We start from the raw sequence: 11898 nt of genomic DNA, 5'->3' as shown, positions 1-11898 counted from the left end.
CATGATCCTGCTCCTGTCGACCTCCGACACCGACCTGCTGAGCGCCCGCGCGGCCGACGGTCCGGTCCCGTACCGCTACGCCAACCCGTCCCGGCTCGCCCTCGACGAGCTGCCCGCCCTGCTCGACGGGGCAGGCCTGGTCGTCGTCCGCCTCCTCGGCGGCATCCGCGCCTGGCAGGACGGACTCGACCTGCTGCTCGCCGACGGCCGGCCGGTGATCGTCCTCACCGGTGAACAGGCTCCCGACGCCCAGCTGATGGCCGCCTCGACCGTCCCCGTCGGCATCGCCGCCGAGGCCCACGCCTACCTGGCGCACGGTGGCCCCGCCAACCTCGAGCAACTCGCCCGCTTCCTCTCCGACACCGTCCTGCTCACCGGCCACGGCTTCGACGCGCCCGCACCCGCCCCGACCTGGGGACCGCTCGAGCGCACCGCCCGCGACGGCATCGACGGCCCGACGGTGGCCGTGCTCTACTACCGCGCCCACCACATGAGCGGCAACACCGCCTTCGTCGGCTCCCTCTGCGAGGCCGTCGAGGACGCGGGCGCCCGACCGCTGCCGCTGTACGTGGCATCCCTGCGCGCCCCCGAGCCCGAACTCATCGACCAGCTGCGCTCGGTGGACGCCATCGTCACCACCGTCCTCGCCGCCGGCGGCACCAAGCCGGCCGAGGCCTCGGCGGGCGGCGACGACGAGTCCTGGGACGCGGGCGCGCTGGCCCGGCTCGACGTGCCGATCCTGCAGGCGCTCTGCCTCACCGGCTCGCGCGCCGACTGGGAGGAGAACGACGAGGGCGTCTCGCCGCTGGACTCCGCGAGCCAGATCGCCGTCCCCGAGTTCGACGGCCGGCTCATCACCGTGCCGTTCTCGTTCAAGGAGATCGACGAGGACGGGCTCCCGGCCTACATCGCCGACCCCGAGCGCGCCGCCCGCGTCGCCGGAATCGCCGTACGCCACGCGCGACTTCGGCACATCCCGGCCGCCGACAAGCGCCTCGCCCTGGTGCTCTCCGCGTACCCGACGAAGCACTCCCGCATCGGCAACGCGGTCGGACTGGACACCCCCGCCAGTGCGATCGAGCTCCTGCGCCGCCTCGAGGAGGAGGGCTACGCCTTCGGGGACGCCGAGATTCCCGGCATCGTGTCCGGTGACGGCGACGAGCTGATCCGCGCCCTCATCGAGGCCGGCGGACACGACCAGGAGTGGCTCACCGAGGAGCAGTTGGCCCGCAATCCGGTCCGGATCCCGGCGGCCGACTACCGGCGCTGGTTCGCGACCCTGCCCGAGGAGCTGCGCACCGCCGTCGAGCAGCACTGGGGCCCGGCGCCCGGCGAGATGTTCGTCGACCGCAGCGCCGACCCGGACGGCGACATCGTGCTCGCCGCACTCCGTTTCGGCAATCTGCTGATCCTCATCCAGCCCCCGCGCGGCTTCGGCGAGAACCCCATCGCCATCTACCACGACCCCGATCTCCCGCCCTCGCACCACTACTTGGCCGCCTACCGCTGGATCGCCGCCTCCACTGCCGACGGGGGCTTCGGCGCGGACGCGATGATCCACCTCGGCAAGCACGGCAACCTGGAGTGGCTGCCCGGAAAGAACGCCGGTCTGTCCGCGGCCTGCGGCCCCGACGCTGCCCTCGGTGACCTGCCGCTGATCTACCCGTTCCTGGTCAACGACCCCGGTGAGGGCACCCAGGCCAAGCGCCGCGTGCACGCCACCCTCATCGACCACCTCGTCCCGCCGATGGCCCGCGCCGACTCCTACGGCGACATCGCCCGCCTTGAGCAACTCCTCGACGAGTACGCCCAGATCAGCTCGATGGACCCGGCCAAGCTGCCCGCCATCCGCGCCCAGATCTGGACCCTCATCCAGGCCGCCAAGCTCGACCACGACCTGGGGCTCGAGGCCCGGCCCGACGACGACGGCTTCGACGACTTCCTGCTGCACGTCGACGGCTGGCTCTGCGAGGTCAAGGACGCGCAGATCCGCGACGGCCTGCACGTACTCGGTAATCCGCCTGCTGCCGGTGACCGCGTCAACCTCGTCCTCGCCATCCTGCGCGCCCGCCAGATCTGGGGCGGAACGACGGCCCTGCCCGGACTGCGCGAAGCACTCGGGCTCGACGAGTCCGCCGCCACCCGAACCACCGCCGACGAGGCGGAGAGCAAGGCCCGCGCCCTCGTGCAGGCGATGGAGGACGCCGACTGGGACCCGGCAGCCGTACCCACGGAGCACGGTGAACAGGTCGCCGCAGTCCTGGAGTTCGCGGCCCGCGAGGTGGTGCCGCGCCTGGCCGGCACCACCGCGGAACTCGACCACGCGCTGCACGCCCTGAACGGCGGGTTCGTCCCCGCAGGCCCGTCCGGATCGCCCCTGCGCGGCCTGGTCAACGTCCTGCCGACCGGTCGCAACTTCTACTCCGTCGATCCCAAGGCCGTACCGTCCCGCCTGGCCTGGGACACCGGCCAGGCCCTCGCCGACTCCCTCCTGGAGCGCTACCGCACGGACAACGACGGCCAGTACCCGACCTCCGTCGGCCTGTCCCTGTGGGGGACCAGCGCCATGCGCACCGCGGGCGACGACATCGCCGAGGCCCTCGCGCTGCTCGGCGTCCGCCCCGTCTGGGACGACGCCTCGCGCCGCGTCACCGGCCTGGAGCCCATCCCCGCCGCGGAGTTGGGCCGGCCGCGCATCGATGTGACGCTGCGCATCTCCGGCTTCTTCCGTGACGCCTTCCCGCACACCGTCGGCCTCCTCGACGACGCGGTACGCCTCGCCGCCTCCCTCGACGAGCCGGCCGAGGTGAACCACGTACGAGCCCACGTCCAGGCCGACTTGGCCGAGCACGGAGACGAACGGCGGGCCACCACCCGCATCTTCGGCTCCCGCCCGGGCACGTACGGCGCCGGCCTGCTCCAGCTCATCGACTCCCGCGACTGGCGCACCGACGCCGACCTCGCCGAGGTGTACACGGTCTGGGGCGGCTACGCGTACGGCCGCGAACTCGACGGGCGCCCGGCGCGCGACGAGATGGAGACCGCCTACAAGCGCATCGCCGTCGCCGCGAAGAACACCGACACCCGCGAGCACGACATCGCGGACTCCGACGACTACTTCCAGTACCACGGCGGCATGGTCGCCACCGTGCGTGCCCTGCGCGGCACCGCGCCCGAGGCGTACATCGGCGACTCCACGCGCCCCGAGACGGTCCGCACCCGCACCCTCGTCGAGGAGACCTCCCGGGTCTTCCGTGCCCGTGTGGTCAACCCCAAGTGGATCGAGGCGATGCGCCGCCACGGTTACAAGGGCGCCTTCGAACTCGCCGCCACCGTGGACTACTTGTTCGGCTACGACGCCACCACCGGCGTGATCGCCGACTGGATGTACGACAAGCTCACCGAGACCTACGTCCTCGACCCCACCAACCGCGAGTTCCTCGAACAGGCCAACCCCTGGGCCCTGCACGGCATCGCCGAGCGCCTCCTGGAGGCCGAGTCGCGCGGTATGTGGGAGAAGCCGGATCCCGCGGTCCTGGACGCGCTGCGGAAGGTCTACCTGGAGGCAGAGGGTGACCTGGAGGGCGACGACTGAGCCGTCCTGCCGCACGGCGGCCGGTGCACCGCGACTTCACCGGCCGCCGTTCACAGGTACCTGTTCAGAAGTTGAGCCACAGGGTCTCGGCGTCCAGGATCTTGTGGCTGCGCAGGGTGAGAAGCCGCTCCACCGCGGCGAGGACTCCGGCGGCGATCAGCGTGGAGTTCAGCCAACTCGGGAGATCGACAGGCGAGTTGAAGGTCCCGATGTTGTCGGCGATCTTCGGGATCTGGGTGAGCAGTTCGAGGCCCTGAGGGACGGCGAGCACCAGGTTCGCGACCAGGATCAGGATCGCCGTCCAGGAGATGGCACGGCTCACTCCGGGATGTCGGCGGTGCAGTCTGCCGCGCAGGTCCTCGATGGTGCCGGTGACCGGCGTGAGGCGCTGCTCGCTGCCGTCCTCGTGCACCAGATGCACCCGGCGTACGCCGTACAGCGAGACATCGACCTCGATCTTCCCGCCGGGAACCGGGAAGGCGGCGGGCATCTCGGCCTTCGCCACCCGGTGCCCGTCGGCGAAGAGCAGGGCGCAGGAGTCGTCTCTGCCGAGGTCGATGTCCACGGTGTAGTCGGTCTCGGCGCCGTCCTCACCGGCGATGCCGATGCTGTAGAGCGAGCGGTGCAGCACCTCGTGGCGGCGGAACTGCCGCAGCCGCTTTCCCGGCGGAGGGACCGAGCCGGGCCCGGGTTCCGGCTCGGCGTCCCCGGGCGGGCGCGGCTCCCCGTCGTCGGGGTCGTACGGGCGACGGCTGTCGGTCACGCGTTCCTCTCCGGTCGGCAGAACCTTGTGGCGGGGGACAGTTCCTCACCGAAGATCATGCCGCAACGGTTCACGCGAGGCCGTACGTTGCCCGCGCGCGCGTGCTGGTTCATCGCGTGACGGCGCCGACGGGGCCGGGAGTCGTGCGGGCGCTCAGCCGGTCGGCTCCGTCGCCGGAATCAGTCCCCAGAAGGCGGCCGTGTAGTGGCTGGAGCAGATCGTGTCGAGGTAGTAGGTGCCGGCGGTGCCGCACTGTTCGGCGGCGCTGCCCGGGTCGACCGGCAGGCCGTGGGCCATGCCTTCGACCGAGTGGACCTCGACGGCAGGCCGGCCCGAGGCGTCGTCGTAGCTGCTGCGGGTGGTGCCGCCCGGCAGGTCGTCGGTGCGTGACGGGGTCTGACCGAGGCCCCATACGTCGGTCCACTGGTCGCGCAGCTCCTCGGCGTTGGCCGGGCGGACCGTGGTGTCGCCGGTGCCCTGCCAGATCGCCACCCGGGGCCAGTCGGTGGTCCCTTCGGGGGCTGCGGCGCGCACCGCGTCGCCCCACTGGGCGGGGGGCTTGTCCGTCGGGCTGTACATGCAGGTGTAGGCGGTGGCCGCATTGTTCGCGCAGTACGCGGGCAGGCCGGCGTTGACCGCGCCGCCGGCGAAGACGTCGGGGTACGCGGCGAGCAGGTTCGCCGTCATGCCGCCCCCGGCCGAGAGACCGGTGACGTACACCCTGGCCAGGTCGCCGCCGTACTCCGCGAGTGCCTTGTCCGTCATCTGCTTGATCGACAGGGCCTCTCCGCTGTCGCGGGCGCTGTCGCCCGGCTCGAACCAGTTGAAGCACGCGTTGATGTTGTTCGTGCTGCCTGTCTGCGGCAGCACCAGGGCGAATCCGTGTCGGTCGGCGAGCTGCGGCCAGCCCGAATGGTCGTAGTAGTCACGGGCGTTCTGCGTACAGCCGTGCAGGGCCACGACGACGGGGGCGTCCGCGGGCAGGCCGTCCGGGACGTACGCGTACATCGACAGGCTGCCCGGATTGCTGCCGAAGCCGGTGATCTCCGTGAGGTCGGCGGCGGACGGCCCGGACCCTGCGGCGGACGCCTGCGGCTGCGGGGCAGCCGCCAGAAGCCCGGCCACGAGGGCGAGCGTTGCTGCGGTGGCGGCGAGCCAACGGCGGGCGGTCCGGGGGCGGCCCGGGACTCGGCCCCTTCCCGCCGGGGCAAGTCCCGGGCCGTGCGGGGGAGTCGGGAGTGGAGGATGTGTCTTTCTCATGTCGGCTGTCTCCGTGGGGAGTTGGGGGAGTGGGGAGCGGTGACGGTCCCATCATCCGGGCGGGCGTGCCGGGCGGGGCATGGGTGCGCCGACCAGCTTCGGAGGGTGCCCTGTGTGGCCGGCGGACATCGCCGCTCCCGCCATCCAGCCGGTAGGACGAGCAGACGCGCCGACCTGAACCACCCCACACCGGAGGCACCTTGATGCGCCGACTCGCCGACACGCCCCGAACGCACCGGAGATGGGCCGCGCCCGCCCTGCTCGCCATCGCCGTACTCGCGGCGGCACCCTCCGCGTCCGCACGACCCGGCACCCTCGAACAGGTCGACTGCGGCCGCACGGCACGTGTACCGGGCGCCGTGCACCAACAGGCCGCATGTCTAAAGGAGTTGACCACCGCCGGCACCGTCGCATCAGGTCACACCGACGAGGCCGACTGGGCCGGGCTCACCCCGAGAGACCTGCCGGTCCCGAGCGGAGTCCCCGGCACACAGATCGACGGCTACTTCCCGGACACCTCCACCACGAACACCAACCACGGCTGGCAGCACGACGCCCAGTTCGTCATCCGCCTGCCCGACGACTGGAACGGCGGCCTCGTCGTCGCCGGAACCCCGGGCAACCGCGAGCAGTACGCGGGCGACCGCGCCATCGCCGACCGGGTGCTCTCCCGCGGCTATGCCTACGCCGCCACCGACAAGGGCAACACCGGAGCCGACTTCCACCGCGACGGTCGGACACCCGGTGACGCCGTCGCCGAATGGAACCACCGGCTGACCCAACTCACCCGTGCCGCCCGCACCACCGTGGCCCGGCACTACCGACACAAGCCCGCCCGCACCCTGGTCACCGGCCTGTCCAACGCGGGCTACCTGGTCCGCTGGCAACTGGAGAACCACCCCGAGCTCTACGACGGCGGAGTCGACTGGGAAGGCACGCTGTGGCGGTCCGACGGGCCGACCCTCCTCGACTTCCTGCCGCCCGCCCTACGGCACTATCCCGCCTACGCGGCGGGCGGCCCGGGTGCCGGACGAGCCCGAGCGGCCCTGCACGCAGCCGGTTACCCGGCAGGGTCCGAGTTCCTGTGGCCGTACCACCACGAGGCGTACTGGGATCTGACCCAACGCATCTACCGCGAGGAGGTCGACCCCGGCTTCGACGGACCGCTCGAGGCCGGCACCCCGTACTGCGCCCCCGGCACGCCCGCCTGCGACGCGGACTACGACTACGGCGCGCGCCCCGAATCCGTACGGCAGGCGGTCCAGAAGATCGAACTCACCGGCCGTATCGGCAAACCGCTGATCACCGTGCACGGCACCCTCGACGTACTGCTGCCGATCAGCCGCAGCTCGGACGTCTATGCCCGGATGGTCGAACGAGCCGGCCGCGGGGCACTGCACCGCTATTACCGCATCGAGGGCGGCACGCACACCGATTCCCTGGTCGACATGTTCCCCGGTCGGCTGCGCCCGCTCACGCCCTGCCACCGGTCGGCGTTCGCGGCCCTCGAACGCTGGGTGGACCGCGACCACCCGGGGCAGCCACCGGCCTCGCGGACCGTCGCGCTGCCCCGGGGAACGGAGCCGGCCCGACTGCTCGACGAGTGCCGTCTGCGGTGACACCCACGGCGGGTCGGGCATCGGCATGGTGGAAGAAGCCATGACCGTCCGGCGGTTTGTGGCTCTCCCATACATGGGAGTGGCGGTCCCGGCTCCCTACTGTTTCCGGCCATGACGAACACATTTCCCGCGTCGGCCCCGCTGCCGCCGCCCGCCGCCGCCGTCGAACTGACCGGTCGTACGGCCCTGGTGACGGGCGGCGGCAGCGGCATCGGGAGGGCCTGCGTGCTCGCCCTGGCGCAGGCGGGAGCCGCGGTCCATGTGGTCGACCGCGACGCGGAGAGCGCCAAGGAGGTCGCAGAGATCGCCGGTGCGGTGGCGCACGTGGCCGACCTCGCGGACCCCGACGCCGTCGACCTGCTGCCCGCGGAGGTGGACGTCCTGGTCAACAACGCCGGTCTGCAGCACGTCGCACCGATCACCGATTTCCCCCTGGAACGCTTCGAGTTGATCCAGAAGGTGATGGTCACCGCGCCGTTCCTGCTGATGCGGAGGATCCTGCCGCACATGCAGTCCGGCGGCTGGGGCCGGGTCGTCAACGTCTCCAGCGTCCACGGTCTGCGGGCCAGCGCCTACAAATCGGCCTACGTCGCCGCCAAGCACGCCCTGGAGGGCCTGAGCAAGGTCGCCGCGATCGAGGGCGCGCCGCACGGAGTCACCAGCAACTGCGTCAACCCCGGCTATGTGCGGACGCCGCTCGTCGAGGGGCAGGTCCGTGACCAGGCGGCCGTGCACGGCATCAGCGAGGCGGACGTGGTCTCCGACATCCTCCTCGCACGCTCGCCGATGAAGCGGCTCATCGAGGCGGAGGAGGTGGCCGCCGCGGTCGTCTGGCTGTGCGGTCCGTACTCCGGCCACCTGACAGGCGCCTCGCTCCCGCTCGACGGCGGCTGGACTGCGGGCTGACCGCAGCAGTACGCCGACGCAACGCCCGGCACGACCGCCCCCGAGGCTCGACCAAGTACCGCCCGGCACCGCCCTGTTCAGCCGCTCCGCCCGCACCGTCGCCCCGTCCCCACGCGTGAAACCCGGTGAATCCATGACCGACACCCCGGACCCGTCCGGCACCCCGATGCCGTCCGACACCACGAAACCTTCCGGCCCCTCGAAACCACGAACCGGCATCGGCCGCATAGTCGCCGCCAGCCTCATCGGCACCACCATCGAGTGGTACGACTTCTTCCTCTACGGCTCGGCCGCCGCGCTGGTGTTCAACACTCTCTTCTTCCCGTCGGCCGACCCGCTGGTGGGCACCCTGATCGCCTTCGTCACGTACGCGATCGGCTTCCTGGCCCGGCCGCTCGGCGGCATCGTGTTCGGCCACTACGGCGACAAGATCGGCCGCAAGAAGCTCCTCGTCATCAGCCTGTTCATGATGGGCGGTGCGACCTTCGCCATGGGCCTGCTGCCCACCTACGACACCCTCGGCGTCGGCGCCCCGATCCTGCTGACGGTGCTCCGTCTGATCCAGGGCTTCGCCCTCGGCGGTGAGTGGGGCGGTGCGGTGCTCATCGTCTCCGAGCACGGCGGGGACAAGCACCGCGGTTTCTGGGCCTCCTGGCCCCAGGGCGGCGCCCCCGGCGGCAACCTCCTCGCCACCGGCGTCCTCGCCCTGCTCGCCGCGTTCCAGTCCGAGGCCGACTTCGTGGCCTGGGGCTGGCGGATCCCGTTCCTGCTGTCCGGAGTGCTCGTCGTGATCGGCCTGTGGATCCGCGTGTCGGTCTCCGAGTCGCCGGTGTTCCTCGAGGCGCAGGCCAAGGCGGAAGCGGCAGCGGCGCGCGGAGTCGCGGAACAACCGCCCGTCGTCCAGGTGTTCCGCCGCAGCTGGCGCGAGGTCCTCTCCGCCATCGGTGTCCGCTTCGGCGAGAACATCTCGTACTACATCCTCACCTCGTTCGTCCTCGTCTACGTCACCACGCACCTCGGGCTGCCGAAGAGCACCGCACTCAACGCCGTGCTCATCGGCTCCGCCATCCACTTCGTCACGATCCCGCTCTGGGGTGCGCTCTCCGACCGGGTCGGACGCCGGCCCGTCACGCTGATCGGGTCGGTGGGGATGGCCGCCTGGGGGTTCGCCTTCTTCACCCTCGTCGACTCCGAGTCGTTCACCGTGATCACCCTGGCGGTGACCGTCGGGCTGGTGCTGCACGGCGCGATGTACGGGCCGCAGGCGGCGTTCATCTCCGAGATGTTCGACACCAAGGTCCGCTACTCCGGCGCCTCGATGGGCTCCCAACTCGCGTCCATCGTCGCCGGCGCGCTCGCCCCGATCATCGCCGTCGAGCTGCTGCGGGAATTCGACTCGTCGATCCCGGTCAGTCTCTATCTCTGCGCGGCGGCCGTGGTCACCACCGTCACCGTGGCGGTCACCCGCGAGACCCTGGGCCGTGACCTCACCCGCAACCGCGACGAGGACCCGGAGCCCGCCGAGCCCGCGGACGCACCCCGGATCCGGGCCTGACCCGGCCGGGTCCCGTTCGCCGGGCGCCGCCCGGTCCGCCGCGCCGCACGCGCGCACGGCAGACTGGGCGGCCCCGCACGTGACCACCGCGTACCCACCGACCCGGAGGCGGACCATGGCCGACCCCACCCGGCCCGCGCACCGGAGCCCTGCGCCCGCCGCGGCATCCGTCCACCGCCTCCTCGACCTGCTCGCCGCCGGCGCCCCCGCCGAGGAGCTCGCCGCCGAGCCCGCCCGCACCCGGGCCGACGGCGCGGACGCCGGCACCGTCGAGCAGGTGGCCGAGGCCACCGAAGTGGCCCTCGCCGTACGTCGTGCCCTGGACCAGCACCTGCGCCGTGAAGCTGAACTGAGCGCCCTCTTCGACACCGCGGGCGACCTGGCGGGCCTGCGCGACCTGGACGCGGTACTGCGCGCCATCGTCCGCAGGGCCCGCGCCCTGCTCGGCGCCGACGTCGCGTACCTGACCCTCAACGACCCGGCCGCGCACGACACCTTCATGCGCGTCACCGAGGGCTCCGTCTCCGCTGCCTTCCAGCAGCTCAGGCTCGGTATGGGGGAGGGGCTAGGCGGCCTCGTCGCGCAGACCGCGCGGCCCTACGCCAGCACCGACTACCGCACCGACCAGCGCTTCCTGCACACCGGCGCGATCGACGGCGGCGTCGCCGAGGAGGGACTGCGCGGCATCCTCGGTGTCCCGCTGCGGCTCGGCGAGGAGATCATCGGGGTGCTCTTCGCGGCCAACCGCACACCCCGCGAGTTCACCCCCGACGCCATCGACCTGCTCGGCTCGCTCGCCGCCCACGCGGCCGTCGCCATCGACAGCGCCCGCCTCCTGGAGGAGACCCGCAGCACCCTGGTCCGCCTCGAAGCGGCCAACGAGACCGCACGCGCGCACAGCGCGGCCCTGCACCGGGCCTCCGACGCCCACGACCGCCTCACCAAACTCGTGCTGCGCGGCGCCGGCATCGACGACGTGGCGGCCGAGATCGCGGCCCTGCTCGGCGGCGGACTCTCCGTCCACGACACCGACGGCAGCGAGCTGGCCCGCGCCCACACCGACCCCGTCACCCCCTCCACCGCCGGCCTCGCGGCCTCGCACACCGACGGCCGCGCCGCGTTCGCCGACGGCGTGTGGACCTGCGCGGTGCTCGCCGGCACCGAACCGCTCGGCAGCATCGTGCTCACCGGCAGGACCGAACTGACCGAGCCGGACCGGCGGTTGTTCGAGCGGGCGGCCCTGGTGACCGCGCTGCTGCTGCTCCTGCGCCGGTCCGTGGCCGAGGCCGAGGACCGGGTGCGCGGCGAACTCCTCGACGACCTGCTCGCCGGACCCGACTCCTCCCCCCACTGGGACAGCGGCAGCCTGACGCTGCGCGCCCGACGCCTCGGAGTCCACCTCGGGAGACCGCACATCGTCGCCGTACTCGGCTGCGAACCGCAGCTGCGTTCGCGCCTCGCGGCGGAGACCGCCCGCACCGCCCGCGGGCTGGGCGGCCTGACCGGCACCCGGCACGGCCAGGTGGTGCTCCTCGCGCCGGGCGACCGGCCCGGCGACCTCGCCCACACCCTGGCCGCGGACCTCGGCCGCGCCCTCGCCGCGCCGGTCACGGTCGGGGCCGCCGGCCCCGGTGCCGGGCCGGACGAACTCCCGGCCAGCCACGCGGAGGCGGTCCGCTGCCTCCAGGCGCTGCACGCCCTCGGCCGCACCGGAGAGGGCGCGGACATCGCCGACCTGGGCTTCGTCGGCATCCTCCTCGGCGGCGACCGCTCCGACGTCTCCTCGTACGTACAACGGATCCTCGGCCCCGTCCTGGCCTACGACGCCGAACGCGGCACCGAGCTGATGCGCACCCTGCACGCCTACTACGACCACGGCTCCAGCCTGGCCCGGGCGAAGGACGCGCTGCACGTCCACGTGAACACGGTCGTCCAACGCCTCGACCGGGTCGCCCAACTCCTCGGCCCCGACTGGAACTCCCCGGCCCACGCCCTGGAGACTCAACTCGCCCTGCGCCTCGACCGGCTCACCCGCGGCACCGACGGCAGCCCGCTCGGCCCGGGCGCCGACGCCCTTTAGACCCTGTCCTGTGCGCACTCGCCCGTCGCCGGCACGGCGGAGACCGGCACGTAGGGTTGCTCCCGGCCGGTGCGGGGGCAGAAGGGCCGGGCCCGCGCGGGCGGTCGAGCAAGCCCGGCC

6 protein-coding genes and 1 pseudogene are annotated in these 11898 nt (G+C 72.5%); 5 read left to right on the top strand and 2 right to left on the bottom strand.

Annotated features, from left to right (window positions below):
- Position 1: 1 nt before the first annotated feature.
- Positions 2-3595, top strand: coding sequence for a cobaltochelatase subunit CobN (gene cobN, locus DSC45_RS05535; protein ID WP_119287603.1), 3594 nt, complete (start codon positions 2-4; stop codon positions 3593-3595).
- 64 nt (positions 3596-3659) lie between these two features.
- Here cobN and DSC45_RS05530 read toward each other — a convergent pair whose 3' ends face one another.
- Together DSC45_RS05530 and DSC45_RS05525 are read right to left on the bottom strand one after the other, a co-directional pair.
- Positions 3660-4358, bottom strand: coding sequence for a hypothetical protein (locus tag DSC45_RS05530; RefSeq protein WP_119287601.1), 699 nt, complete (start codon positions 4356-4358; stop codon positions 3660-3662).
- A gap of 180 nt (positions 4359-4538) precedes the next feature.
- A pseudogene (locus DSC45_RS05525) lies at positions 4539-5471 on the bottom strand (PHB depolymerase family esterase); the annotation flags it as partial.
- A gap of 350 nt (positions 5472-5821) precedes the next feature.
- On the opposite strand from DSC45_RS05525, the gene DSC45_RS05520 reads away from it, so the two are divergent.
- The 4 genes from DSC45_RS05520 (at position 5822) to DSC45_RS05505 (ending at position 11778) form a co-directional block, all read left to right on the top strand.
- On the top strand, positions 5822-7237 hold the full coding sequence (locus DSC45_RS05520) for a 3-hydroxybutyrate oligomer hydrolase family protein (RefSeq protein ID WP_119287597.1): 1416 nt from the start codon (positions 5822-5824) through the stop codon (positions 7235-7237).
- A gap of 111 nt (positions 7238-7348) precedes the next feature.
- Positions 7349-8143 (top strand): 3-hydroxybutyrate dehydrogenase, encoded by a 795-nt coding sequence (locus tag DSC45_RS05515; protein ID WP_119287596.1) that lies wholly within the window; start codon positions 7349-7351, stop codon positions 8141-8143.
- Positions 8144-8309: 166 nt separating this feature from the next.
- Positions 8310-9698 (top strand): MFS transporter, encoded by a 1389-nt coding sequence (locus DSC45_RS05510; RefSeq protein ID WP_119287734.1) that lies wholly within the window; start codon positions 8310-8312, stop codon positions 9696-9698.
- Positions 9699-9813: 115 nt separating this feature from the next.
- Positions 9814-11778, top strand: coding sequence for a helix-turn-helix domain-containing protein (locus DSC45_RS05505; RefSeq protein ID WP_119287594.1), 1965 nt, complete (start codon positions 9814-9816; stop codon positions 11776-11778).
- Positions 11779-11898: the final 120 nt, after the last annotated feature.

Source organism: Streptomyces sp. YIM 130001, assembly GCF_003574445.1.
Taxonomy (GTDB): domain Bacteria; phylum Actinomycetota; class Actinomycetes; order Streptomycetales; family Streptomycetaceae; genus Streptomyces.
The sequence above is the reverse complement of the archived record's forward strand: the minus strand, read 5'-3'. Positions and strand labels throughout refer to the sequence as shown.

Excerpts from the sequence above, each read along its gene's own strand:
- cobN (WP_119287603.1), top strand. The coding sequence starts at position 2 with ATGATCCTGCTCCTGTCGACCTCCGACACCGACCTGCTGAGCGCCCGC.
- DSC45_RS05520 (WP_119287597.1), top strand. The coding sequence starts at position 5,822 with ATGCGCCGACTCGCCGACACGCCCCGAACGCACCGGAGATGGGCCGCG.
- DSC45_RS05515 (WP_119287596.1), top strand. The coding sequence starts at position 7,349 with ATGACGAACACATTTCCCGCGTCGGCCCCGCTGCCGCCGCCCGCCGCC.
- DSC45_RS05510 (WP_119287734.1), top strand. The coding sequence starts at position 8,310 with ATGCCGTCCGACACCACGAAACCTTCCGGCCCCTCGAAACCACGAACC.
- DSC45_RS05505 (WP_119287594.1), top strand. The coding sequence starts at position 9,814 with ATGGCCGACCCCACCCGGCCCGCGCACCGGAGCCCTGCGCCCGCCGCG.